The organism is Mycobacterium sp. 852014-52450_SCH5900713 (assembly GCF_001667075.1).
In the GTDB taxonomy this organism is placed as follows: Bacteria; Actinomycetota; Actinomycetes; order Mycobacteriales; family Mycobacteriaceae; genus Mycobacterium.
The window spans coordinates 19,820-43,574 of the sequence record NZ_LZIL01000007.1 but is presented as its reverse complement, the minus strand read 5'-3'; the positions used below and the strand labels follow the sequence as shown (position 1 = coordinate 43,574).

23 protein-coding genes are annotated in these 23,755 nt (G+C 69.1%); 10 read left to right on the top strand and 13 right to left on the bottom strand.

What is annotated here, in order from left to right:
• Positions 1 to 3: 3 nt before the first annotated feature.
• Genes A5773_RS02355 through trxA form a run of 3 tightly spaced genes read right to left on the bottom strand, consistent with a single transcriptional unit; the run spans position 4 to position 2,873 of the window.
• Positions 4 to 1,632 carry an ABC-F family ATP-binding cassette domain-containing protein gene (locus tag A5773_RS02355; protein WP_067789243.1) on the bottom strand — a complete coding sequence of 543 codons (1,629 nt, stop codon included), beginning with the start codon at positions 1,630 to 1,632 and terminating at the stop codon, positions 4 to 6.
• 22 nt (positions 1,633 to 1,654) lie between these two features.
• The gene (locus A5773_RS02350; protein ID WP_066958222.1) at positions 1,655 to 2,464 is read right to left on the bottom strand and encodes an enoyl-CoA hydratase; all 810 of its coding nucleotides are present in this window, start codon (positions 2,462 to 2,464) and stop codon (positions 1,655 to 1,657) included.
• Positions 2,465 to 2,519: 55 nt separating this feature from the next.
• Complete coding sequence (trxA, locus tag A5773_RS02345; protein ID WP_066958286.1) at positions 2,520 to 2,873, bottom strand: thioredoxin; 354 nt, start codon at positions 2,871 to 2,873, stop codon at positions 2,520 to 2,522.
• A gap of 267 nt (positions 2,874 to 3,140) precedes the next feature.
• Between trxA and A5773_RS02340 the strand changes: the two genes are divergently transcribed.
• From A5773_RS02340 to A5773_RS02330, 3 genes are all read left to right on the top strand, one after another.
• Positions 3,141 to 4,967 (top strand): acyl-CoA dehydrogenase, encoded by a 1,827-nt coding sequence (locus A5773_RS02340; RefSeq protein WP_067265229.1) that lies wholly within the window; start codon positions 3,141 to 3,143, stop codon positions 4,965 to 4,967.
• An 84-nt stretch (positions 4,968 to 5,051) separates the two neighbouring features.
• Positions 5,052 to 5,843 carry a DUF5666 domain-containing protein gene (locus A5773_RS02335; RefSeq protein ID WP_067265233.1) on the top strand — a complete coding sequence of 264 codons (792 nt, stop codon included), beginning with the start codon at positions 5,052 to 5,054 and terminating at the stop codon, positions 5,841 to 5,843.
• Between the two features lie 103 nt (positions 5,844 to 5,946).
• On the top strand, positions 5,947 to 6,684 hold the full coding sequence (locus A5773_RS02330) for a DUF5666 domain-containing protein (protein WP_197507841.1): 738 nt from the start codon (positions 5,947 to 5,949) through the stop codon (positions 6,682 to 6,684).
• Between the two features lie 22 nt (positions 6,685 to 6,706).
• On the opposite strand, the gene A5773_RS02325 is transcribed toward A5773_RS02330, so the two are convergent.
• The 7 genes from A5773_RS02325 to A5773_RS02295 are packed head-to-tail and all read right to left on the bottom strand — an operon-like array spanning position 6,707 to position 12,963.
• Complete coding sequence (locus A5773_RS02325) at positions 6,707 to 7,054, bottom strand: metal-sulfur cluster assembly factor (RefSeq protein WP_066958214.1); 348 nt, start codon at positions 7,052 to 7,054, stop codon at positions 6,707 to 6,709.
• On the bottom strand, positions 7,029 to 7,529 hold the full coding sequence (gene sufU, locus A5773_RS02320) for a Fe-S cluster assembly sulfur transfer protein SufU (RefSeq protein ID WP_066958212.1): 501 nt from the start codon (positions 7,527 to 7,529) through the stop codon (positions 7,029 to 7,031). Before sufU ends, A5773_RS02325 begins: the two co-directional genes overlap by 26 nt.
• Positions 7,526 to 8,773: a cysteine desulfurase gene (locus A5773_RS02315; protein WP_067260524.1), complete on the bottom strand. Its 1,248-nt coding sequence runs from the start codon at positions 8,771 to 8,773 to the stop codon at positions 7,526 to 7,528. The genes sufU and A5773_RS02315 overlap by 4 nt, the downstream gene beginning before the upstream one ends.
• Before the next feature lie 2 nt (positions 8,774 to 8,775).
• Positions 8,776 to 9,558, bottom strand: coding sequence for a Fe-S cluster assembly ATPase SufC (sufC, locus tag A5773_RS02310; RefSeq protein WP_066958206.1), 783 nt, complete (start codon positions 9,556 to 9,558; stop codon positions 8,776 to 8,778).
• On the bottom strand, positions 9,555 to 10,721 hold the full coding sequence (sufD, locus tag A5773_RS02305; protein ID WP_067789238.1) for a Fe-S cluster assembly protein SufD: 1,167 nt from the start codon (positions 10,719 to 10,721) through the stop codon (positions 9,555 to 9,557). Before sufD ends, sufC begins: the two co-directional genes overlap by 4 nt.
• A complete protein-coding gene (gene sufB / locus A5773_RS02300; protein WP_066958201.1) occupies positions 10,718 to 12,178 on the bottom strand; it encodes a Fe-S cluster assembly protein SufB in 1,461 nt (486 codons plus the stop codon). Before sufB ends, sufD begins: the two co-directional genes overlap by 4 nt.
• Entirely contained in the window at positions 12,175 to 12,963 is a 789-nt protein-coding gene (locus tag A5773_RS02295; RefSeq protein ID WP_082948051.1) for a metalloregulator ArsR/SmtB family transcription factor, read from the bottom strand. Before A5773_RS02295 ends, sufB begins: the two co-directional genes overlap by 4 nt.
• Before the next feature lie 126 nt (positions 12,964 to 13,089).
• On the opposite strand from A5773_RS02295, the gene A5773_RS02290 reads away from it, so the two are divergent.
• A complete protein-coding gene (locus A5773_RS02290) occupies positions 13,090 to 13,380 on the top strand; it encodes a hypothetical protein (protein WP_066958195.1) in 291 nt (96 codons plus the stop codon).
• A 42-nt stretch (positions 13,381 to 13,422) separates the two neighbouring features.
• On the opposite strand, the gene A5773_RS02285 is transcribed toward A5773_RS02290, so the two are convergent.
• On the bottom strand, positions 13,423 to 14,253 hold the full coding sequence (locus A5773_RS02285) for a HugZ family protein (RefSeq protein ID WP_067260590.1): 831 nt from the start codon (positions 14,251 to 14,253) through the stop codon (positions 13,423 to 13,425).
• An 87-nt stretch (positions 14,254 to 14,340) separates the two neighbouring features.
• Here A5773_RS02285 and mptB point away from each other — a divergent pair, with 87 nt between their 5' ends.
• The 4 genes from mptB (at position 14,341) to A5773_RS02265 (ending at position 18,846) form a co-directional block, all read left to right on the top strand.
• Positions 14,341 to 16,053: a polyprenol phosphomannose-dependent alpha 1,6 mannosyltransferase MptB gene (mptB, locus tag A5773_RS02280; protein ID WP_067789259.1), complete on the top strand. Its 1,713-nt coding sequence runs from the start codon at positions 14,341 to 14,343 to the stop codon at positions 16,051 to 16,053.
• Positions 16,050 to 16,985: an ABC transporter ATP-binding protein gene (locus A5773_RS02275; protein ID WP_197507840.1), complete on the top strand. Its 936-nt coding sequence runs from the start codon at positions 16,050 to 16,052 to the stop codon at positions 16,983 to 16,985. Before mptB ends, A5773_RS02275 begins: the two co-directional genes overlap by 4 nt.
• Positions 16,982 to 17,761 carry an ABC transporter permease gene (locus tag A5773_RS02270; RefSeq protein WP_066958188.1) on the top strand — a complete coding sequence of 260 codons (780 nt, stop codon included), beginning with the start codon at positions 16,982 to 16,984 and terminating at the stop codon, positions 17,759 to 17,761. Before A5773_RS02275 ends, A5773_RS02270 begins: the two co-directional genes overlap by 4 nt.
• Positions 17,762 to 17,901: 140 nt before the next feature.
• A complete protein-coding gene (locus A5773_RS02265; RefSeq protein ID WP_197507843.1) occupies positions 17,902 to 18,846 on the top strand; it encodes a heme A synthase in 945 nt (314 codons plus the stop codon).
• Here the strand turns inward: A5773_RS02265 and A5773_RS02260 are convergent.
• Positions 18,796 to 19,467, bottom strand: a complete 672-nt coding sequence (locus tag A5773_RS02260; protein WP_066958184.1) for a hypothetical protein — start codon at positions 19,465 to 19,467, stop codon at positions 18,796 to 18,798. The genes A5773_RS02265 and A5773_RS02260 overlap by 51 nt on opposite strands.
• Positions 19,468 to 19,486: 19 nt before the next feature.
• Between A5773_RS02260 and A5773_RS02255 the strand changes: the two genes are divergently transcribed.
• Entirely contained in the window at positions 19,487 to 20,461 is a 975-nt protein-coding gene (locus A5773_RS02255) for a quinone oxidoreductase (protein WP_067789230.1), read from the top strand.
• A gap of 9 nt (positions 20,462 to 20,470) precedes the next feature.
• Here the strand turns inward: A5773_RS02255 and A5773_RS02250 are convergent, their stop codons facing one another.
• Positions 20,471 to 21,400, bottom strand: coding sequence for a heme o synthase (locus A5773_RS02250; RefSeq protein WP_066958179.1), 930 nt, complete (start codon positions 21,398 to 21,400; stop codon positions 20,471 to 20,473).
• A 255-nt stretch (positions 21,401 to 21,655) separates the two neighbouring features.
• On the opposite strand from A5773_RS02250, the gene tkt reads away from it, so the two are divergent.
• Positions 21,656 to 23,746, top strand: coding sequence for a transketolase (tkt, locus tag A5773_RS02245; protein ID WP_067260554.1), 2,091 nt, complete (start codon positions 21,656 to 21,658; stop codon positions 23,744 to 23,746).
• The last annotated feature ends 9 nt before the right edge of the window (positions 23,747 to 23,755 follow it).

Genomic DNA, 23,755 nt, shown 5'->3' with positions numbered 1-23,755 from the left:
AAGTCAGGCGAGCTCGATCAGGTCCCGGTATTCGTCGGACCAGAAATCCTCGGTGCCGTCGGGCAGCAGCACAACGCGCTGCGGGTCGAGGGCTTCGGCGGCACCCGGGTCGTGCGTCACCAGCACCACCGCGCCCTGGTAGCTGCGCAGCGCGTCCAGCACCTGTTCGCGGGAGGCGGGATCGAGGTTGTTCGTCGGCTCGTCGAGCAGCAGGACGTTCGCCGTGGACGCCACCAGGCCCGCGAGCGCGAGCCGGGTTTTCTCACCGCCCGACAGGGTGCCCGCCGGCTGGTCGAGTTGGGGCCCGCTGAACATGAACGCGCCGAGCAGGCCGCGCAGATCCTGCTCACCCGAATCCGGTGCGGCGTGTCGGATGTTCTCCCAGACGCTCGCGTCGTTGTCGAGTGTGTCGTGCTCCTGCGCGAAATAGCCCATGCGCAAACCGTGTCCGGGCTCAAGCCCGCCGGTGTCGGGCTCCTCGGCGCCCGCCAGCAGACGCAGCAGCGTGGTCTTGCCGGCGCCGTTCAGCCCCAGCACCACCACCCGCGAGCCGCGGTCGATGGCAAGATCGACACCGCTGAACACCTCCAGCGACCCGTATGACTTGCTCAGCCCCTTGGCGACCAGCGGCGTGCGCCCGCACGGGGCCGGGGTGGGGAACTTGATCCGGGCCACCTTGTCGGCGACCCGCTCCTCGTCGAGAGCGGCCATCATCCGGTCGGCGCGACGCAACATATTCTGTGCCGCAACGGCTTTGGTGGCCTTGGCGCCCAGCTTGGCGGCCTGCGTGCGCAACGCGGCGGCCTTGCGTTCGGCGTTGGCGCGTTCACGACGGCGCCGCTGTTCGTCGGTGGCCCGGGCGTCCAGGTACTTCTGCCAGCCCATGTTGTAGACGTCGACCTCGCCGCGGACGGCGTCCAGGAACCACACCCGGTTCACCACATCGGCGAGCAGCTCAACGTTGTGGCTGATGATGACCAGACCGCCGGTATGCGACCGCAGGAAATCGCGCAGCCAACCCACCGAATCCGCGTCCAGGTGGTTGGTCGGCTCGTCGAGCAGCAGGGTGGTCGACGAGCCCGCCCCGGTGTCGGACGCGGCGAACAGGATGCGCGCCAGCTCCACCCGGCGGCGCTGCCCGCCGGACAGCGTGCGCAGCTTCTGCGTCAGCACCCGATCCGGCAGGCCGAGGCTGGCGCAGATGCGGCTGGCCTCGCTCTCGGCGCCGTAGCCGCCCAACGCGACGAACCGCTCCTCCAGCTGCCCGTAGCGGCGGATGGCGCGGTCGCGGGCGTCGTCGTCGGCCACCTCGGCCATCAACGCCTGCTGCTTTTCCAGATCGGTGAGCAGAACGTCCAAGCCGCGGGCCGACAGGACGCGGTCGCGAGCCAGCACCTCGAGGTCGCCTTCTTTGGGATCCTGTGGCAGATAACCGATTTCGCCGGCGCGCACGACGGATCCGGCGTACGGCTCGGTCTCCCCCGCCAGGATGCGCAAAGTCGTCGTCTTGCCCGCGCCGTTGCGGCCGACCAGCCCGATGCGGTCGCCGGGCTGAACGCGCAGATCCGGGCCGTCGGGTGAGAGCAGGATGCGCGCACCAGCGCGGACCTCGAGGTCCGTGGCCGTGATCACATCTTCTCCCCTTTTGCTACGGCTACTTGTCGTCGGTGAATACCGGCGGGCGTCGCTCCGCGCGCGCGGCAACCGCTTCTTCGAAGTTGGCGGTGAGCAGACGAACGAACAGCTGACCCAAGCCTTCGGCTTGCATGTGCCCTTCCAGGCTACCGGCGTCCAGTCCACTCCACAGTGTGCGCTTGGTCAACTCGATTCCCGGCCTCGAGAACGCCGCTATCCGCGCGGCGATGGCGTAGCAGGTGTCCAGCAGCTGCTCGTCGGGCACCTGGCACGACACCAGCCCGATGCGCTCGGCCTCCTCGGCGGTGACGTCGCGGCCGGTCAGCATGATGTCGAACGCCCGCGACGAGCCGATGGCCCGGGGCAGCAGGTAGCTCAGCCCCAGTTCGCTGGCGGTCAGGCCGTTGTTGATGCCGGCGGCGCGAAAGTACGCGCTCGTGGCGGCGACCCGGATGTCGGCGGCCAGCGCCAAACACAGGCCGCCGCCGATGGCCGGGCCGTTGACCGCGGCGATCACCGGTTGATGCAGGCGGCGCAGCCCCAGGATGACCTCGTCGAGGATCTCCATGGAACGCAGCGCGTAGGTCGGGCGGGTCAGCCCCTCGACGTGGGGCACAGAGCCCGCGGACTTGTGGTCGGCGCCCGAGGAGAAGCCCCGGCCCGCCCCGGTCAGCACGACCACGCGCACCGAATTGTCGTACCTGACCTTCTCCAAGGCCTCTTTGAGCGGCACCATGACGTCGAAAGCCATGGAGTTCATCCGCTCGGGCCGATTGAGGGTTATCAGCGCGACGCCGGGCCGCGGGTGCTCTACCAGTACCAGACTCACCCAAGCAACCTAGCGCGTAGCCGGGCACCGCCCTGCGCGCGCCGCGGTGTCGGGACTATTCGGCTTGACCGGCCTGGGCCGCGTCGACGTCGAACGCCTTGATTTGCTGCACCAAGTCTTCGAGAGCCGCCGGCGGCAGCGCCCCGGCCTGGTTGAACAGCAGTTTGCCCTTTTTGAAGGCCATCAGCGTGGGGATGGAACGGATCTGGGCGGCCGCGGCCAACTGCTGCTCGGCCTCGGTGTCGACCTTGGCGTGCACGATGTCGGGGTGCTTCTCCGCGGACGCCTGGAAGGTGGGCCCGAACTGGCGGCACGGCCCGCACCAGGACGCCCAGAAATCGACGAGCACGATGTCGTTGCCCTCGATGGTTTCGTTGAACTTCTCAGCGGTGAGATCGAGTGTTGTCACATTTGCCATAACGCCCGAACGCGGCTTGATGTTCCCCGGTTGCCAGGCCGCCGATACCCCACCACGCCGGACCTGCCGGGCCATCCGGACCCCCTTCCCGGGTTTGCCTGCCGCGCAATGGATGCGGGCTCGCGCGCGGTTCGCCGCGTCGACATCGACGCGTAATCGGGCCGCGGCCCGCCGTAGGTTACGGTTGCGTACGTTTTCCCACGTCGGACACACTGATGCGGACGATTCGCCGCCTCAGGGACCAGTGAGGAAATCGCGTTGGGCCATTACATCGCTAACGTCCGTGATCTCGAGTTCAACCTGTTCGAAGTGCTCGGTCTGGGCGCTGCGCTGGGCGCCGGAAGCTATAGCGACCTCGACGTCGAAACGGCGCGAACCATCCTGGCCGAAGCCGCTCGCCTGGCGGAGGGCCCGGTGGCCGAATCCTTCGCGTTCGCCGACCGCAACCCGCCGGTCTTCGACCCCGCCGAGCACACGATCAGCGTGCCGGACGAGTTGGTCAAGACCGTGCAGGTGATCAAGGAGGCCGGCTGGTGGCGGCTGATGCTCGACGAGGAGATCGGCGGCATGGCCGCACCCCCACCGCTGGCGTGGGCGGTCAACGAAATGATCATCTGCGCCAATCCTTCCGCCAACTTCTTCTGCCTCGGCCCGTTGATGGCCCAGGCCCTGTACGTCGAGGGCAACGAGGAGCAGCGGCGCTGGGCGGCGGAGGGCGTGGAGCGCGGCTGGGCGGCCACCATGGTGCTCACCGAGCCCGACGCGGGCTCCGACGTCGGCGCCGGTCGGGCCAAGGCCATCGCACAGCCCGACGGCACCTGGCACATCGAGGGCGTCAAGCGATTCATCTCCGGCGGGGACGTGGGCACCACCGCCGACAACGTCTTTCACCTCGTGCTGGCCCGGCCCGAGGGCGCCGGCCCGGGCACCAAAGGGCTGAGCCTGTTCTACGTCCCGCAATTCCTGTTCGACCCGGAAACGTTCGAACTCGGCGCGCGCAACGGGGTCTTCGCCACCGGCCTGGAACACAAAATGGGGATCAAGTCCTCGCCGACATGCGAATTAACCTTCGGCGCAACGGATTTGCCCGCCGTCGGTTACCTGGTCGGCGACGTGCACAACGGGATCGCGCAGATGTTCACCGTGATCGAGCACGCGCGCATGACGATCGGCGTGAAGGCCGCCGGCACCCTGTCCACGGGCTATCTGAACGCGCTGGCCTTCGCCAAAGAGCGGGTGCAGGGCGCGGACCTGACGCAGATGGCCGACAAGACCGCGCCGCGGGTCACCATCATCCACCACCCCGACGTGCGCCGCAGCCTGATGACGCAGAAGGCCTACGCCGAGGGTTTACGGGCGCTGTACCTCTACGCCGCCGCGCACCAGGATGACGCTGTGGCGCAACATGTTTCGAGGGCAGACCACGGGATGGCGCACCGCGTCGACGACTTGCTGCTGCCGATCGTGAAGGGCGTCAGCTCCGAACGGGCCTACGAAATCCTCACCGAGTCGCTGCAGACGCTGGGCGGTTCGGGCTTCCTGCAGGACTATCCCCTCGAGCAGTACATCCGGGACTCCAAGATCGATTCCCTCTACGAGGGCACCACCGCCATCCAGGCGCTGGACTTCTTCTTCCGCAAGATCGTTCGCGACCGCGGTGAGGCCCTGCAGTTCGTGACGGCTCAGATCAGCGAGACCATCGATGCCTGCGACGAGGCCCTCGAGCCGCAGGCCCAACTGCTGCAGACCGCGCTCGACGAGGTCATGGCGATGACGGGCGCGTTGACCGGTTACCTGATGTCCGCCGCCCAGCACCCAGGCGAGATCTACAAGGTGGGGCTCGGATCGGTGCGTTACCTGCTCGCGGTGGGGGATCTCCTGATCGGCTGGCGATTGCTGGTGCAGGCGGGCGTCGCGCACGCGGCGCTGGCCGACGCGGCCGCGACCGACGCCGCCTTCTATCGGGGCAAGGTGGCGACCGCGGCGTTCTTCGCCAAGAACATGCTTCCGAAGCTCACATCCCTGCGCAAGGTCATCGAGTCCATCGACGGCGAGATCATGCGCGTTCCGGAACAGGCATTCTGACCACCGGCATTACACACAGGTTAGCTACAGCTTCGACGGGTAATACCCATTCCGTTGGGTCCAACCATGATTGGAGAAACGTTGATGTCTGCCAGCTGTCCAACGCCCCGGCGCACCCGGTTCGCAGTCCTCGCGGTCACCGGGGTCGCCGCGCTGTCCGTCGCCGCATGCAGTTCGTCGAACAAAGCAACGCCGACGACGTCGACCTCGACGTCCACCTCGGTGGTGACCTCGACGACCACGTGGCCGGCCCCGGCCAGCGGCGAAGCCCGGGTCAGCGGCATGATCGCATCCGTCGCGGGCAATTCCATCCAGGTCACCAAGGAAGACAAATCGACCGCCGCGGTCAACTTCACCTCGACCACCAAGATCACCGAGACCATCCCCGCCGCACTGACCGACGTCACCTCCGGCAGCTGCGTCACCGTGCGGCCGACTCAGCCGCCCCAGGGCGGGCAACCCGTCACCGCGGCGTCCGTGAAGGTCAGCCCCTCCGTGAACGGCGCCTGCCCGGCCAAGCCGGCGGGGCAGGGTTCGGGACCGAGTTCCACCACCCCGGCGCCCCCAGGCTCGCCCGCGCCGACCCCGAAGCCGGCCCCGGTCCGCGGGTCGGTGGCGTCGGTGTCGGGTAACACCATCAACGTCACCGGCACCGACCCCAGCGGCAACACCACGCAGACCGCGGTGACGGTCGATGACAAGACCAAGTACAGCAAGCAGGCCTCCGCCACCACCGACGCGATTGCGCAGGGTAAGTGCCTCTGGGCGCGCGGAACGATGGACAACGGGGGCGCGCTGCAGGCGACCAGCATCAACGTGCGGCAGGCCACCGACGGCAAATGCGGCAAGCCCAAGCAGCCCGGCCAGGGTGGCTGATCGCGGCTGAGATTACCGTCACTCCAGGCGAGCGCGGCTGTGATAACCGCGCTCGCCTGGGTACTCGCTGGCGAGGGTAACCCGCGCGATCGGAGAAGTGACGATGCCTGCCACCCCGGTGAAACCCCGGCTCGCCCGGCTCGCGCTCGTCGCCGTCATCGCGGTGATCCTGCTGTGCGTCGCCATGTGCCGTTCGAACGACACCAAAACCAGCAGCCCCGCCAACCCGTCGGTGCCGGCGGCCGCCCCGCCCAGCGCGGCGCCGAGCGCGGCCCCCCCCCCGGCACCCCCGCCCGTGCCCAAGGACTATGTGGAAGGGCTGATCGAGTCGGTATCGGGCGGCACGATTGCGCTCAGGACACGAACCGGAAGCGCGACGGTGGATTTCGCGCCGTCGACGCGGGTCGTGCAGGTCGCCCCGGCCAAGCTGACCGACGTCACCCCCGGCAGTTGCGTCAACGTGCGGGCCACCCCCCAGAGCGCGCCGACCGGTGGCGCGATCACCGCGCAGGCGGTGACCATCGCCTCCGCCGTCGACGGCAAGTGCCCGCCGCCGGCGGGCTTCTACGGCACGGTCACGTCGGTCGCGGGTGACACGATCGCGGTCAACGGTATCGGTGCGCAGCCGAAACCGACCACCGTGACGGTCGTCAACTCGACCTCATACCAGCTGCAGACGCCGTCGGACGCCCAGGCGATCGCGAACGGTAAGTGCATGGGGGCTCAGGGAATTCAGGACGCCGGCGTGCTGCACGCGATGACCATCAGCCTGCAGACTTGCCCGCCGATGGGGCACCCGCACCATCACCTGCACCTGCCGCATCTGCCCTTCCACCTCTAGCGGCGAGGACGTGGGTTCGGCGTCAGACGGTGAACCCGAGGGCACGCAGCTGTTCGCGCCCGTCTTCGGTGATCTTGTCGGGCCCCCACGGCGGGTTCCACACCCAGTTGATCCGCAGCTCGTCGACCAGCCCGCTGCTGACGAGCGCGCTGCGTGACTGGTCCTCGATGACGTCGGTCAGCGGGCAGGCCGCCGAGGTCAACGTCATGTCGATCAGGGCGACGGTTCCCTCGTCGCCCTCTTCCACGTTGAGGCCGTAAACCAGTCCGAGATCGACGACGTTGATGCCCAATTCGGGGTCGACGACGTCGCGCATCGCCTCCTCGAGGTCGGCAAGGAATTCGTCATCCGGTGCGGCGGTCTCGCTCATTTTCTTCCTCCTCGAAGTCCGCGCCCCTGTCAGTGCAAGCCTGCGCCAATGCGTCCTTGAACGCCATCCATCCCAGCAGTGCGCATTTCACCCGGGCCGGGTATTTGGCCACCCCGGCAAAGGCGATCCCGTCGCCCAGGATGTCCTCGTCGCCCTCGATGCTGCCGCGCGAGGACACCATTTCGGTGAATGCGGTCACGGTGTGCAGCGCCTCGGGCACGGTCTGGCCGATCACCTGCTGGGTGAGCACCGAGGTGGCCGCCTGGCTGATCGAGCAGCCTTGGCCGTCATAGGAGACGTCCGCGACGCGTCTGCCGTCGTCGGACAGCGCGACCCGCAGCGTCACCTCGTCACCGCAGACCGGATTGACGTGGTGGACCTGCGCCCCGAACGGGTCCCGCAGCCCGCGGTGCTGCGGATGCTTGTAGTGGTCGAGGATCACGTCCTGATACATCTGCTCCAGGCGCACTGTCATTGTCTCCCAAAGAATTCGAGCGCGCGTCGGACTCCGGCCACCAGCCGCTCGACCTCGTCGGGGGTGTTGTAGACGGCGAACGACGCCCGTGCGGTGGCCGCCACGCCGAACCGGCGGTGCAGCGGCATCGCGCAGTGATGCCCCACGCGAACCGCGATGCCGTCGTCGTCGAGCACCTGCCCCACGTCGTGCGCGTGCACGCCGTCGACCACGAAAGAGACGGGCGAGCCACGGTTTTCCATGACGGTCGGCCCGACGATCCGCACTCCGTCGATGCCCGACAGGCCCTCGAGTGCCGCGGCGACCAGCTCGCGCTCGTGCGCCTCGACGGCGTCCATGCCGATGGCGCCCAAATATCTTGCGGCCGCGCCCAACCCGACGACCTGGGAGGTCATCGGCGTGCCGGCCTCGAACCGTTGCGGCGCGGGCGCGTAGGTCGACGCCTCCATCGTCACCGTCTCGATCATCGACCCACCGGTGAGAAACGGCGGCAGCTGCGACAGCACCTCGCGACGGGCGTAAAGCACGCCGACCCCGTTGGGGGCCAACATCTTATGACCGGAGAAGGCGGCGAAGTCGACGCCGAGCGCGTGCAGGTCGACCGGCTGGTGGGGCACCGACTGGCAGGCGTCCAGCACCGTCACCGCGCCCACCGCGTGAGCGCGCCGGACCAGTTCGGCCACCGGCGCCACAGTGCCCGTAACGTTCGAATGATGGCTGAAAGCAACGACTTTCACGCGTTCGTCGAGCTCCAGCGAATCCAGGTCGATGCGCCCGTCGTCGGTAACGCCGTACCAGCGCAGCGTGGCGCCGCTGCGGCGGGCCAGCTCCTGCCACGGGACAATGTTGGCGTGGTGCTCCAGCTCGGTGGTGACGATGACGTCACCGGAGCCCACGGCACGGTCGAACCGCCTGTCGCCCAACACGTATGACGACAGGTTGAGCGCCTCGGTGGCGTTGCGGGTGAACACCAGTTCGTCGGCGTCGGCGCCGACGAACGCGGCGATGTCCGCGCGACCCTGCTCGTAGGCGTCGGTCGCCTCCTCCATCAGCTGGTGCGCACCACGATGCACCGCGCCGTTGGAGGTGATCAGAAACTCGCGCTCGGCGTCGAGCACCTGCAGCGGGCGCTGGGACGTCGCGCCGGAATCCAGGTACGCCAACTGCTTCCCGCCGCGCATCACGCGCTTCAAGATGGGGAAGTCGGCGCGGATCGCGTCGACGTCCAGTGCTGTCCCCGTCATGGTTAAGCCCCCGCGGCCGCCGCTTCGGTGAAGCGCACGTACCCGCTCTCCTCGAGCTCGTCGGCCAGCTCCGGGCCGCCGGATTCGACGATCCGGCCGCCGACGAACACGTGCACGAACTGCGGCCGGATGTAACGCAGGATCCGGGTGTAGTGGGTAATGAGCAGGATGCCGCCGTGCTCCGCCTCGGCGTAGCGATTCACGCCCTCACTGACCACCCGCAGCGCGTCCACGTCCAGGCCGGAGTCGGTCTCGTCGAGGATGGCGATCTTGGGCTTGAGCAAGCCCAGCTGCAGGATCTCGTGGCGCTTCTTCTCGCCGCCGGAAAACCCCTCGTTGACGCTGCGTTCGGCGAACGCCGGGTCGATGTCGAGGTCACCCATGGCGGCCTTGACCTCCTTGACCCAGTGCCGCAGTTTCGGCGGCTCGCCGCGGACGGCGGTCGCGGCGCTGCGCAGGAAGTTCGACATCGACACGCCCGGCACCTCGACCGGGTACTGCATGGCCAGGAACAGTCCGGCGCGGGCGCGCTCGTCGACGCTCATGTCGAGGACGTTCTGGCCGTCCAGCGTGATCGACCCGGACGTCACCCGGTACTTCGGGTGACCGGCGATCGCGTAGGACAGCGTGGACTTGCCCGAGCCGTTGGGCCCCATCACCGCGTGCGTCTCACCTGAATTCACGGTCAGGTTGACGCCGTTGAGGATGGGGATCTCGCGGCTTCCCTCGGGCGCGTTCGGGTCTTCGACGCTGACGTGCAGGTCTTTGATTTCCAATGTCGTCATGACGCTGTTGCCTTCTCCGTGATTTCCAGTTCGTGTTCGATGGCGGCGGTCAGGCGCTCGCGGATCTCGGGTACGGCGATCTTCGAGATGATCTCGCCGAAGAAGCCGCGCACCACCAGCCGGCGCGCCTGATCTTCGGGGATGCCGCGGGCACGCAGGTAGAACAGTTGCTCATCGTCGAATCGCCCGGTGGCACTGGCGTGCCCGGCGCCGACGATTTCGCCCGTCTCGATCTCCAGGTTGGGCACCGAGTCGGCCCGCGCCCCGTCGGTGAGCACCAGGTTGCGGTTCACCTCGAAGGTGTCGGTGTCGGTGGCCTCGGCGCGGATCAGCACGTCGCCCACCCAGACCGTGTGCGCGTCTGGCCGCTGCGATGCCGGATCCCCTTGCAGCGCACCCTTATAGAGCACGTTGGACTTGCAATTGGGCTGCGCATGGTCGACCAGCAGCCGCGACTCCAGGTGCTGCCCGTCGTCGGCGAAGTACAACCCGAGCAGTTCCGCGTCACCGCCCGGGGCGGCGTACCGCACGTTGGCCGACATCCGCACCACTTCGCCGCCCAGGGTGACGGCGACGTGCCGCAGCACCGCGTCCTTGCCCAGCCTGGCGTGCTGCGCGGACACGTGAACCATGTCGTCGGCCCAGTCCGCGATCCACACGACGGTGAGCCGGGCGGCGTCGTCGACGATGAATTCGACGTTGTCGGCGTAGGTTCCGCTGCCCCGATGGTCGATCACCACGACCGCCTCGCCGAGTTCGGCGACGCTGATCTGCAGGTGGCCGTACGCCACCGCGCCGGCGCCGGGGCCCGTCACGGTGATGTTGACCGGCTCGGCGATCTGCGTGTCGCGCCCGATGCTCACCAGCGTCGCGGAGTTGAACGACGAAAACGCTTGCGCCGCAACGCGATCGGTGGGCACACCGCCACGGCCTAGCCGTTCGTCGCCGCGGCGGACGGTCTCGACCCGCACGCCCGGCTGTTCACCGACGCTGATCTGCGCCTTGCCGGTCGCCTGAGCCGAGCCGTCGTGCAGGCCCCGCAGCCGACGCAGCGGGGTGAACCGCCAGAGTTCGTCGCGGCCGCCGGGCACCTCGAACGCGTCCACGTCAAAGGACGCGAACAACTCACCCTTGTTCAGGGCAGCAGCAGCAGAAGCGGTCATCCGACCGCGCCCTCCATCTGCAGCTCGATGAGCCGGTTGAGCTCGAGCGCGTACTCCATGGGCAGTTCCTTGGCGATCGGCTCGACGAAGCCGCGAACCACCATCGCCATCGCCTCGTCCTCGGTCAGTCCGCGGCTCATCAGGTAGAACAGCTGGTTGTCGCTGACCTTGGACACGGTGGCCTCGTGGCCCATCGTGACGTCGTCCTCGCGGATGTCGACGTAGGGGTAGGTGTCGCTTCGGCTGATCGTATCGACCAGCAGCGCATCGCATTTCACGCTGGAGCGCGACCCGTGCGCGCCCTTGTTCACCTGCACCAGGCCGCGGTAGGAGGTGCGGCCACCGCCGCGGGCGACCGACTTGGACACGATGTTGCTCGACGTGTTCGGCGCCAGGTGCAGCATCTTGGCGCCGGCGTCCTGGTGCTGGCCCTCCCCGGCGAAGGCGACCGACAAGACCTCGCCCTTGGCGTGCTCCCCGGTCATCCAGACCGCCGGGTACTTCATGGTCACCTTGGACCCGATGTTGCCGTCGACCCACTCCATGGTGGCGCCGGCCTCGGCGCGGGCCCGCTTGGTGACCAGGTTGTACACGTTGTTCGACCAGTTCTGAATGGTCGTGTAACGGCAACGGCCACCGGGCTTTACGATGATTTCCACCACCGCAGAGTGCAGCGAGTCCGACGTGTAGATGGGGGCGGTGCAGCCCTCCACGTAATGGACATAGGCATTTTCGTCGACGATGATCAGCGTCCGCTCGAACTGGCCCATGTTCTCGGTGTTGATCCGGAAGTAGGCCTGCAGCGGAATGTCGACTTGCACCCCCGGCGGAACGTAGATAAACGAACCGCCACTCCACACCGCGGTGTTGAGCGCGGAGAACTTGTTGTCCCCGGCCGGGATCACGGTGCCGAAGTACTGCTGGAACAGCTCGGGGTGTTCCCGCAACCCGGTGTCGGTGTCGAGGAAGATGACGCCCTGGGCCTCCAGGTCCTCGCGGATCTGGTGATATACCACCTCGGACTCGTACTGGGCGGCCACACCGGCGACCAGGCGCTGCTTCTCGGCCTCCGGGATGCCCAGCCGGTCGTAGGTGTTCCGGATGTCCTCGGGCAGGTCGTCCCAAGAGGCGGCCTGCTTCTCGGTGGAGCGCACGAAGTACTTGATGTTGTCGAAGTCGATGCCGCCGAGGTCCGAACCCCACGTCGGCATCGGCTTGCGCTCGAAGATGCGCAACGCCTTCAGCCGCGTCTGCAGCATCCATTCGGGCTCGTTCTTCTTCGCCGAGATGTCGCGGACCACCGCCTCGGACAGCCCGCGCTGGGCGCTGGACCCCGCGACGTCGGTGTCCGCCCAGCCGTAGCCGTAGCGGCCCAGCGAGGCGATCGCCTGCTCCTGGGTCAACGGCTCAGCTTCTCCCGCTTTAAAGGCCTTTTGGGCCTCTGGCGTGAGGGTCATAACGACGCTCCTTCGATGCTCGTGGTGTCGCGACGCGGGCTGGGCGCCGGGGTCAGTGGTACGTGGGTGGTGCAGGCGCAGTCCCCGTTGACGATGGTCGCCAACCGCTGCACGTGGGTCCCGAGCACCTCGGCCATGGCCTGCTGCTCGGCCTCGCACAGCTCCGGGAATTCCTCGGCGACGTGCGACACCGGGCAGTGGTGCTGGCAGATCTGCACGCCGTGGATCGGGCCGCCGACCCGTGTCGTGGTGGCGACGTAGCCGGCCTTGGTCAGCGCGCCGGCCACCCGTTCGGCGGCCGCCTCGACCTCGGCGTCGTCGTCGCTGTCCGCCGCGGGCACGCCGGACAGGATCGCGTCGATGCGGCGCCGGGCGAACGTGCGGACGGCGTCCTCCCCGCCGATCTCGCGCAGCTGCCGCATGGCGGCCGACGCGAGGTCGTCGTAGGCGTGCTCGAGCTTGGCGCGGCCCGCCGCGGTGAGCCGGAAACGCTTGGCGGGGCGCCCGCGCCCCACCTGCTGCCAGGACGCGGCGGGCACCGCCTCGGCGTCGCCCGCCTCGATCAGGGCGTCGAGATGGCGCCGCACGCCGGCGGCCGTCAACCCGAGCCGCTCGCCGATCTCGCCGGCGGTGATCGATCCAGACTCCACCAGCAGGCCCACGATGGCGCGCCGGGTGTGACCGTCCCGCACCGCGGCGGCCGCTGCACCCACGGCAGCGTCGTCGAGGTCGGTTCGGATTTTCACAACACCAGTGTGACGCAATTCCGGGGATCGGTCCACCAAGGGTGCCCTGAGCGGCCGTTGCGCTGGTCACACCCGCCCACTTTGGGACCTTCGCCCATAGTGGCCGAACCCCCGCGCCGAATAGCGTCGGCGGTGGTATTGAAAACTCCCAAAGAAGGAATTGACATGGCTCAGACGACTGAATCGAAGTCCGTCGCATCGTATTCGACCGACCTGCTCGACGAGGTACGCGAGTCGGCAAAAGCCGGCCAGCACGCCGCGGCGGAGGCGCTTCGGGCGTTCCACAAGACCCTTGACGAGGCAATCCCGGAGGCAGTGCAACCGCTGCGCACCAAGATTGTCGACGCCGCTATCGAACTGGCGGACAAGCTCGTCGCCGCCCAGTATCAGTTCAACCGCAGGCTGGTCTCGACCGCGGACCGGGCGCTGAGCAAGGCCGACGGCGAACGGAAGTAGCCAGGGCGGGGGCCTTTCGCCGGCTCGTGTCAGTGCTGCGGATCAAACGCCTTCATGCGGGCCGTGTTCGTCGACAGCCTGATCCGCGGCACGGGCCAATGCCGCTGTGGCCGAACGCAATTCGTTGGCGGATTCCAGCCTTGCGGGAAACCCGATCCGGGCGTAGGCCACGCCGCGGGGGGTGTGCACCCGCAGGTCCAGGCCGTAGCGGTCGACGCCGGTACACAAAGCGGTCCCGGTGTCGGGGTAGCCGCCGAAGATTCGGGCCATGGCGGCCAGGGAGTCGGCGTGGTCGGCGTTGAGATGCGCGAGGGCCCGGGCCGCCACGGGCGCAACCGGATCCGGGGAGGCGGCCGCGTACTGATCGCCGGTGGCCGAGTCCATCCGACCGTATCCACCTACCCAGCGCACCCGCTGAACCCGTAACACCCACAGGCTGAAGTCGCTGAAGTCCAGGTAGCGCCGGGCGGCGGGGACCGCCGTCAGGAATGCCGCCCGGGCGTCGCCGCGCTCGGAGCGCGTGGGCTCGGCGGCCGTCCCGGCCAGCGTGATTCGGCTGCCGGCCAGCGGGTCGGTGTCGTCGCTCGCCGCCACGATCGACAGGCTGGCCCTCGGGTCTCGCGCGAGGTTGCGGCCGTGCTCGGCCAGGCTCGAGACGCACAGCACGGGCATCCCGTCCAGCAGTCCATAGGCCACCAACGACGCCCACGGGTCGCCGTCAGCGGTCAACGTGGCCAGCGTGGCGGCGTTGGTGGCGGCGGCGATGCTGCGGGCCTGCTCCGCCGCGGACGGGCGGGCGTCGTTAGTCGGCGGGCGCAGGGGTGGCGGCACGGAGGGTGCGTCCCCGGGGTCGCCATGGTCGCGAATCGCCACGAAGGCGAGGCTAGCGCGAAGGGCGTTGCGCTGGTCACACCCGGGTTGGCCGGGGTGCCGGCCCGCCCCGACGGCTACGCTGCTCTGATGGCAGCCCGCCACCACGTGCTGAGCTCGTCGATCGCCAGCTTGCATGGCGACGAGCAGGCGGTGGGCACGCCGCTGAACGACACCGAGCTCACCGCGCTGCAGCGCACCCGGCTGTTCGGGGCCACCGGCACCGTCCTGATGGCGATCGGCGCGCTGGGCGCCGGGGCCCGGCCCGTCGTGCAGGACCCCACCTTCGGGGTGCGGTTGCTCAACCTGCCGTCGCGGATTCAGACGGTGTCGCTGACGATGACGACGACCGGCGCGGTCATGATGGCGCTGGCCTGGCTGATGCTCGGCCGGTTCGCGTTGGGCAACCGGCGAATGTCCCGGGGCGACCTGGACCGCACCCTGCTGCTGTGGACGCTGCCGCTGTTGATCGCGCCGCCGATGTACAGCAAGGACGTCTACTCCTACCTGGCCCAGAGCCAGATCTCCTTGGAAGGACTCGACCCGTACCGGGTGGGGCCGGCGTCCGGGCTCGGCCTGTCGCACGTCTTCACGCTGTCGGTCCCCACGCTGTGGCGGGAGACGCCGGCGCCCTACGGCCCGCTCTTCCTGTGGATCGGGCGCGGCATCTCGGCGGTCACCGGGGAGAACATCGTCGCCGCCGTGCTGTGTCACCGGTTGGTGGAGCTGATCGGGGTGGGGTTGATCGTGTGGGCGACCCCGCGGCTGGCCCGGCGATGCGGCGTCGCCGAGGTCAGCGCGCTGTGGCTGGGCGCGGCCAATCCGCTGCTGATCATGCATCTGGTCGCCGGCGTGCACAACGAGGCGCTGATGCTCGGGCTGATGCTCGCGGGGGCCGAGTTCGCGCTGCGGGGCATCGACTCTCCGCGGCTGTTGCCGGCCTCCTGGCGGCCGGGTCCCGATTGGGAGCCGCTGGGCATGCTGCTGGCCGGCGCCGTCCTGATCACGCTGTCGTCGCAGGTGAAACTGCCGTCGCTGCTGGCGCTCGGGTTCGTCACGATGGCGCTGGCCTACCGCTGCGGGGGCAACCTGCGGGCGCTGCTGCTGGCGGGCGGCGCGATGACGACGCTGTCGCTGGCGGTGATGGCGGCGGTCGGCTGGGCCAGCGGCCTCGGGTTCGGCTGGATCAACACGCTCGGCACGGCGAACGTCGTCCGCAGCTGGATGTCGCCGCCCACCCTGCTCGCCCTGGGCACCGGGCAGGTCGGGATCCTGCTGGGATTCGGCGATCACACCACCGCGGTGCTGGGGCTCACCCGCGCCATCGGCGTGCTGATCATCACGGTGATGGTGGGCTGGCTGCTGGTGGCCGTCTTCCGCGGCCGGTTGCACCCTATCGGCGGCCTCGGCGTGGCGCTGGGCGTCACGGTGCTGCTGTTTCCCGTCGTACAGCCCTGGTACCTGCTGTGGGCGATCATTCCGCTGGCCGCCTGGGCGACCCGCAGCGGCTTCCGGGCGGCGGTCATCGTCATCACCCTCGTCGTCGGCATCTTCGGCCCGACGGCCAACGGGGACCGCTTCGCGCTCTTCCAGATCGTCGACGCCACCTTGGCGAGCACCGTCATCGTCGCGGCGCTCATCGCGCTGACGTACACCCGCTTGCCGTGGCGGCGGCTCCCGACCGAGGGTGCCGAAGCGCCGGAGACGGCCGCCGAAACCGCGCCCGCGCCCGAGAACGCTGCGGCCCCCCTGGCCACCCCTCGTTCCCAGGCGGTGCCCGACGCCTACGCTGATTCCACGTGAGCTCGGACGCTCCTGAAACAGTCGTGCGACTGCGCGGGGTGAGCAAGCACTACGGATCCACCACGGCCGTCGCCGATCTCGACCTCGAGGTGCACGCCGCCGAAGTGCTCGCCCTGCTGGGCCCCAACGGCGCCGGCAAGACCACGACGGTCGAAATGTGCGAAGGCTTCGTGCGCCCGGACGCCGGCACCATCGAGGTGCTCGGGCTGGACCCGATCGCCGACAACGCCCGCCTGCGCACCCGCATCGGGGTGATGTTGCAGGGCGGTGGCGGCTACCCCAGCGCCCGGGCGGGCGAAATGCTCAACCTGGTCGCCTCCTACGCCGCCGACCCGCTGGACCCGGCGTGGCTGCTGGACACCCTGGGCCTCACCGATGCCGCCCGCACCACCTATCGGCGGCTGTCCGGCGGGCAGCAGCAGCGGCTCGCGCTCGCGTGCGCGCTGGTCGGCCGCCCCGAACTGGTCTTCCTCGACGAACCGACCGCGGGCATGGATGCGCACGCCCGGCTGCTGGTGTGGGAACTGATCGACGCGCTGCGCCGCGACGGCGTGACGGTGCTGTTGACCACCCATCAGCTCAAGGAGGCCGAGGAACTCGCCGATCGGCTGGTCATCATCGACCACGGGAAAACGGTGGCCGCCGGCACACCGACGGAGCTGATGCGCACCGGCGCGAAGGACGAGCTGCGGTTCACCGCGCCGCCGCGGCTCGACCTGTCGCTGCTGACCGCCGCCCTGCCGGAGGACTACCGCGCCAGCGAGGTGACGCCCGGCGAGTATCTGGTCGAGGGCCCGGTCGACCCGCAGGTGCTGGCCACCGTGACGGCGTGGTGCGCGCGGATCGACGTGCTGGCCACCGACATGCGCGTCGAGCAGCGCAGCCTCGAGGATGTGTTCCTCGACCTCACCGGCAGGAAGTTGCGGCAGTGACCCAATCGAACGTCTTCCCCGCGGGGACCTTCACCCCCGACCCGCGACCCAGCACGGTTCCGCGGATGCTGGCCGCGCAGTTCGGCCTCGAGCTCAAGCTGCTGCTGCGCAACGGCGAGCAGCTGCTGCTGACCATGTTCATCCCGATCACGCTCCTGATCGGGCTCACGTTGCTGCCGTTCGGCTCCTTCGGGCACAACCGCGCCGCCACCTTCGTCCCGGCCATCATGGCCCTAGCGGTCATCTCGACCGCCTTCACCGGGCAGGCCATCGCGGTCGCCTTCGACCGCCGCTACGGCGCGCTCAAGCGGTTGGGGGCGACCCCCCTGCCGGTCTGGGGCATCATCGCCGGCAAGTCGCTGGCCGTGGTCACCGTGGTGTTCCTGCAGGCAATTCTGTTGGGCGCCATCGGGTTTGCGCTCGGCTGGCGCCCCGCCCTGGCCGCGTTGGCGTTGGGTGCGGCGGTCATCGCGCTGGGCACCGCGGGCTTCACCGCCCTCGGACTGTTGCTGGGCGGGACGCTGCGGGCCGAGATCGTGCTCGCGGTCGCCAACCTGCTGTGGTTCGTCTTCGCCGGGCTCGGCGCGCTGACGGTGGAATCCGGGATGATCCCGACCGGCGTCAAGTGGGCGGCCCGGCTCACCCCGTCGGGCGCGCTGACCGAGGCGCTGTCGCGGGCGATGGTCCTGTCGGTGGACTGGTTCGGCGTCCTCGTCCTGGCGGCGTGGGGTGCGCTCGCGGCGCTGGCGGCGCTGCGCTGGTTCCGGTTCACCTGACCGGGCGGCGAGATTGCCGCCATGGTCGTGGTCGGCGCCGCCAGAACAGCCGTCACGGCAATCTCGACGACGCAAGGGTTTACTACAGGACGTAGTTTTCGTTGGCCTACCATCGGGCCATGCCCGTGGGACGAACGCTGATGCGGTTGGTGGACCTCCTGCCCAATCCGAGCGTGCGTGTCCAGCGCCTCGTCGCCGCGGCCGTCATCCTCACCCAGGGCGGCATCGCCGTCACCGGGGCGATCGTCCGGGTCACCGCGTCGGGGCTGGGTTGTCCTACCTGGCCGCAATGCTTTCCGGGCAGCTTCGTCCCGGTCGCGCACGCAGAGGTGCCGCGCGTGCACCAGGCGGTCGAGTTCGGCAATCGCATGATCACCTTCGCGGTGGTCGTCGCCGCGGCGCTGGCCGTGTTGGCCGTGACCCGGGCCCGCCGACGCCGGGAAGTCCTAGTGTACGCGTGGCTGATGCCGGTGTCGACGGTGGTGCAGGCCGTCATCGGCGGCATCACCGTGCGTACCGGGCTGCTGTGGTGGACGGTGGCCATCCACCTGCTCACCTCGATGACGATGGTGTGGCTGTCGGTGCTGCTCTACGTCAAGATCGGCGAGCCCGATGGGGACGGGGCCGGAGTGGTGCGCCGGCCGGTCCCCCGGCCGTTGCGCGCCCTGACGGCGCTGATCGGCCTGGACCTGGCCGTGGTGCTGGTCACCGGCACGCTGGTGACGGCCGCCGGACCGCACGCGGGCGACCGCAGCCCCACCCGCACCGTGCCGCGGCTGAAGATCGCCGTCGACACCCTGGTCCACGCGCACTCCTCGCTGCTGATCGCCTACCTCGCGCTGCTGGTCGGGCTGGGCTTCGGCCTGCTGGCGGTGCGCGCCGGCCGGCCCATCCTGCGGCGCCTGATCGTGCTGCTGGCCCTGGTGTGCGCGCAGGCCGCGGTCGGCACCGCCCAGTACTTCACCGGGGTGCCCGCCGCGCTGGTCGCCCTGCACGTGGCCGGGGCCGCGGCGTGCACCGCGGCGACCGCCGCGCTATGGGCGTCGATGCGAGAACGGGCCGAGCCCGAGCCGCTCGCAGGCTGACTCCACGGCCAGCGCGAAGTCGCGCTGGGCGCGTTCGCGGGTGGCGGCGTCCAGGTGCCGCCAGCCCAGCGCCGGCGCGACGAGGTCGAGCCGCACCAGCCGATCCCCGGCCACGTCGGCGCGCGCGTAGAGCAGGTCGCGCACGGCGATTCCGGCGCGATCCGCGGCCACCGCGAGCGCGGTGTAGCCGAGGTCCCACGCTTCGAACTCCGGCTCGTCCGGCCAGGCGTGCGACTGCTTGCCGCCCAGGAAGATCAACGCCGACTGCGTTACGGCACGCCGCCCGCCAAGGACAGTCGGCACCCCGGCGTCGTCCAGGTCGCGCAGGTACCGCTCATCGAGGTTCCAAGCGACCGCGTCGGGCGGGTTGAGCAGGTGGCGCACCCGCCGCGTCCAGGCCGAGAATTCGGCGCGCCGGTCCGGATCGTCCGCGGTCGCACGCAGGATGACCAGGTCAGCGCGCGCGACCTCGGGGTCGTCCCAGGACCGCCAGCGGGCGTGCAGCCCACGCGTTCGCAGCGCGGGCACCAGCCCGCTGTCGTCGGGGTCGCCGCCCGCGCGCCCGGGAGGACCCGCCAGCACGATGCGGGGATGGAAGATGTCCGGACGGGCGAGTTTCATGCCCGGGCATGATAAGCACATGCACGCAATCGAAGTCAGCGAAACCGGCGGCCCCGAGGTGTTGCGCTACATCGACGCGCCCCAGCCCACGCCGGGATCCGGCGAGGTGTTGATCAAGGCCGAGGCGATCGGCGTCAACTACATCGACACCTACTTTCGCTCGGGCCAGTACCCGCGCGAGTTGCCGTTCATCCTGGGTTCGGAATTGTGCGGCACCGTCGCCGCGGCGGGTGACGGCGTCGACGGTTTCCGCGTCGGCGACCGGGTGGTCAGCGCGTCGGCGTCGGGCGGTTACGCCGAATTCGCCGCCGCCCCAGCGACTTTGACGGCACATGTGCCGGACGGCGTGAGCTCCGACGTGGCGGCTTCGGTGCTGCTGAAAGGCCTGACCGCGCACTACCTGCTCAAGTCGGTGTATCCGGTGCAGGCCGGCGACACCATCCTGGTGCACGCCGGAGCCGGCGGCGTCGGGTTGATCCTGACGCAGTGGGCCCACCTGCTCGGCGCCCGGGTCATCACCACGGTCTCCACCCCGGAGAAGGCCCGGCTGTCCCGGCAGGCCGGCGCCGACGAGGTGCTGTCCTACCCCGACTACGCGGACGAGTTCGGCCGGCAGATTCGCGGGCTCACCGACGGCGCCGGCGTCGAGGCCGTATACGACGGCGTGGGCGCCACGACGTTCGACGCCAGCCTGGCCAGCCTGGCCGTGCGGGGGACGCTGGCGCTGTTCGGGGCGGCCAGCGGGCCCGTTGCCAAGTTCGACCCGCAGCGCCTCAACGCCGCCGGCTCGGTGTTCCTGACCCGGCCGTCGCTGGCGCACTTCATCCGCACCGGCCAGGAATTCAGCTGGCGGGCCGAGGAATTGTTCGATGCGATCGCCGGCGGGGCCATCACCGTCGAAGTCGGCGGACGCTATCCGCTCGCGGAAGCCACGCGCGCGCATCAGGACCTGCAGGGCCGCAAGACCGCCGGCTCCATCGTGCTGCTGCCCTGAGGCGCGGCGTCAGAACAGGTGCGGCAGCGCGATGACCGAGTCGACCGCCAATGCGCAGAACACCACCGCGAGGTAGTTGTTCGATTGCAGGAACAACCGCAGCGGCTTGACGGGCTCGCCGGCGCGGACCCCGGCGTTCAGCTGGTGCGCCATCGCCAGGAACCACACCCCGGCGACCACGGCGACCGCCGCGTAGAGCCAGCCGGCGGCCAGCGCCAGCGCCAGCGTCGCCGCCACCGTCAGCCAGGTGTAGATCAGGATCTGCTTGGTGACCTGACGCTCGGTCGCGACGGCGGGCAGCATCGGCACGCCGGCCGCCTTGTAATCGTCCTTGTAACGCATCGCCAGCGCCCAGGTGTGCGGCGGCGTCCAGAAGAAGATGATGGCGAACATCACCAGCGCCTGCCAGCCGATGGTGCCGGTGACGGCCGACCAGCCGATCATCACCGGCATGCAGCCGGCAGCGCCGCCCCACACGACGTTCTGCGACGTGCGCCGCTTGAGCAGCAGCGTGTAGACCAGCACGTAGAAGGCGATGGTGGCGCCGGCCAGGTGTGCCGACAGCATGTTCGTCGTCCACCACAGCCAGAAGAACGACGCCACCGACAGCGCCAACCCGAACACCAGCGCGTGGCTGCGCGGGACCGCGGCCCTGGCCAGCGGCCGCCGCGCCGTGCGCTTCATCACCTTGTCGATGTCGGCGTCGGCCACGCAGTTGAGGGTGTTGGCTCCCCCGGCGGCCAGCATCCCGCCGACCAACGTGTTGAGGATCAGCAGCGGGTTCACGGCGCCGCGGTGGGCAAGCAGCATGGCCGGGATGGTGGTGACGAGCAGCAGCTCGATGACCCGCGGCTTGGTCAGTGCCAGATACGCCAGCACCGTGCCCTGTACTCGGCTCGGTACTTCTCGACTCGGGATCACGCGCCCGCGAACGCTCACGCAATAACTCCTTGGGGTCGCAGCCGCGCAGCATCTACTACACACGATGGTAGACCGCGGGCCGATAACGGCCTGCCCGCAGGGTCCAATCACGGGAGACTTCTCCCCGATTTCCGAACTGCATGTTACGGGTCGACGGCCACCGCGTAATTTTCACAACAGCCGGTGGCGGGTACCCAAAACCTGCGCTGCAAGAGCCGGCCCTCCCGCACTAGGGTGGGATTGATCAGCTTGATGACCCCAAGGACTGAGTCTGTGACCACACTCGAAGAGATCTCGACGCTGACCCAACCACACCTCCCCGACGACTGGTCCGAGCTCGACTCGGCCGCCGTCGACACCATTCGGGTGCTGGCCGCCGACGCGGTCCAAAAGGTTGGCAATGGACATCCCGGAACGGCGATGAGCCTGGCTCCCCTGGCGTACACGCTGTTCCAGCGCACGATGAAACACGACCCCACCGACACCTACTGGCTGGGTCGGGACCGGTTCGTGTTGTCCTGCGGGCACAGCAGCCTGACGCTGTACATCCAGCTCTACCTGGGTGGGTTCGGCCTGGAGCTGTCCGACATCGAGTCGTTGCGCACCTGGGGATCCAAGACGCCCGGGCACCCAGAGTTCCGGCACACCAAGGGCGTTGAGATCACCACCGGTCCGCTCGGCCAGGGCCTGGCCTCGGCGGTGGGCATGGCGATGGCGTCGCGCTACGAGCGCGGGCTGTTCGACCCCGACGCCGCGCCGGGCACCAGCCCGTTCGACCACTTCATCTACGTGATCGCCTCCGACGGCGACATCGAGGAAGGCGTCACCTCCGAGGCCTCGTCGCTGGCCGCGGTGCAGCAGCTCGGCAACCTCATCGTGTTCTACGACCACAACGAGATCTCGATCGAGGATGACACCGACATCGCGCTCTGCGAGGACACGGCCGCGCGCTATCGCGCCTACGGCTGGCACGTGCAGGAGATCGAGGGCGGCGAGAACGTCGTCGCGATCGAGGAGGCCATCGCCAACGCCAAGGCGACCACCGACCGCCCGTCGTTCATCTCGATGCGCACCATCATCGGCTTCCCGGCACCGAAGTTGATGAACACCGGCAAGGCGCACGGCGCGGCGCTGGGCGACGAGGAAGTCGCGGCCGTCAAGGAGATCCTGGGCTTCGATCCCGAGAAGAAGTTCGAGGTGCGCGACGAGGTCATCGCCCACACCCGCAAGCTGGTGGACCGGGGCAAGGAAGCGCACGAGAAGTGGCAGGCGGATTTCGACGCCTGGGCGGAGCGCGAACCCGACCGCAAGGCACTGCTGGACCGGTTGACCGCCGAGGAATTGCCCGACGGCTGGGACGCCGACATCCCCCGCTGGGAACCCGGCGACAAGGCGCTGGCGACCCGCGCGGCGTCCGGCAAGGTGCTCAACGCCGTGGGCCCGAAGCTTCCCGAATTGTGGGGCGGCTCGGCCGACCTGGCGGGCAGCAACAACACCACCATGGACAACGTCAAATCCTTTGGTCCGCCGTCGATTTCGACCAAGGACTACACGGCGGACTGGTACGGGCGCACACTGCACTTCGGTGTGCGCGAGCACGCGATGGGCGCCATCCTGTCCGGCATCGTGCTGCACGGCCCGACGAGGGCCTACGGCGGCACGTTCCTGCAGTTCTCGGACTACATGCGCCCGGCGGTGCGGCTGGCCGCGCTGATGGACATCGACACCATCTACGTGTGGACGCACGACTCGATCGGTCTCGGCGAGGACGGACCGACCCACCAGCCGATCGAGCACCTCGCTGCGCTGCGCGCCATCCCCAAGCTGTCGGTGGTGCGTCCGGCCGACGCCAACGAAACGGCATACGCCTGGCGCACCATCCTGGCCCGCGGCAACGGCAGCGGTCCGGTCGGGCTGATCCTGACCCGCCAGGGCGTGCCGATCCTCGAAGGCACCAACGTCGAGGGAGTGGCCAAGGGCGGGTACGTCCTCGGTGATCCGGGCGGTGACGAGCCGGACGTCGTCCTGATCGCCACCGGCTCGGAGGTTCAGCTCGCGGTGGGGGCCCAGAAGCTGTTGGCGGACAAGGACATTGTCGCGCGGGTGGTGTCCATGCCGTGCGTGGAATGGTTCGAATCTCAGCCCGAGGACTACCGCGACAGCGTGCTGCCCCCGTCGGTGTCGGCCCGGGTGGCCGTCGAGGCGGGCGTCGCGCAGCCCTGGCACAAGCTCGTCGGCGACACCGGCAAGATCGTGTCGATCGAGCACTACGGCGAATCCGCCGACTACGAGACTTTGTTCCGTGAATTCGGTTTCACCGCAGAAGCCGTCGCGGCCGCCGCGGAACAGGTAGTGGATAACTGAGAAAGGGTG

Bases quoted from the DNA above. Each gene is read 5' to 3' on its own strand.
- A5773_RS02335 (WP_067265233.1), top strand. From the start codon at position 5,052: ATGTCTGCCAGCTGTCCAACGCCCCGGCGCACCCGGTTCGCAGTCCTC.
- A5773_RS02330 (WP_197507841.1), top strand. From the start codon at position 5,947: ATGCCTGCCACCCCGGTGAAACCCCGGCTCGCCCGGCTCGCGCTCGTC.
- A5773_RS02325 (WP_066958214.1), bottom strand. From the start codon at position 7,054: ATGAGCGAGACCGCCGCACCGGATGACGAATTCCTTGCCGACCTCGAG.
- sufU (WP_066958212.1), bottom strand. From the start codon at position 7,529: ATGACAGTGCGCCTGGAGCAGATGTATCAGGACGTGATCCTCGACCAC.
- A5773_RS02315 (WP_067260524.1), bottom strand. From the start codon at position 8,773: ATGACGGGGACAGCACTGGACGTCGACGCGATCCGCGCCGACTTCCCC.
- sufC (WP_066958206.1), bottom strand. From the start codon at position 9,558: ATGACGACATTGGAAATCAAAGACCTGCACGTCAGCGTCGAAGACCCG.
- sufD (WP_067789238.1), bottom strand. From the start codon at position 10,721: ATGACCGCTTCTGCTGCTGCTGCCCTGAACAAGGGTGAGTTGTTCGCG.
- sufB (WP_066958201.1), bottom strand. From the start codon at position 12,178: ATGACCCTCACGCCAGAGGCCCAAAAGGCCTTTAAAGCGGGAGAAGCT.
- A5773_RS02290 (WP_066958195.1), top strand. From the start codon at position 13,090: ATGGCTCAGACGACTGAATCGAAGTCCGTCGCATCGTATTCGACCGAC.
- mptB (WP_067789259.1), top strand. From the start codon at position 14,341: ATGGCAGCCCGCCACCACGTGCTGAGCTCGTCGATCGCCAGCTTGCAT.
- A5773_RS02265 (WP_197507843.1), top strand. From the start codon at position 17,902: ATGCGGTTGGTGGACCTCCTGCCCAATCCGAGCGTGCGTGTCCAGCGC.
- A5773_RS02260 (WP_066958184.1), bottom strand. From the start codon at position 19,467: ATGAAACTCGCCCGTCCGGACATCTTCCATCCCCGCATCGTGCTGGCG.
- A5773_RS02255 (WP_067789230.1), top strand. From the start codon at position 19,487: ATGCACGCAATCGAAGTCAGCGAAACCGGCGGCCCCGAGGTGTTGCGC.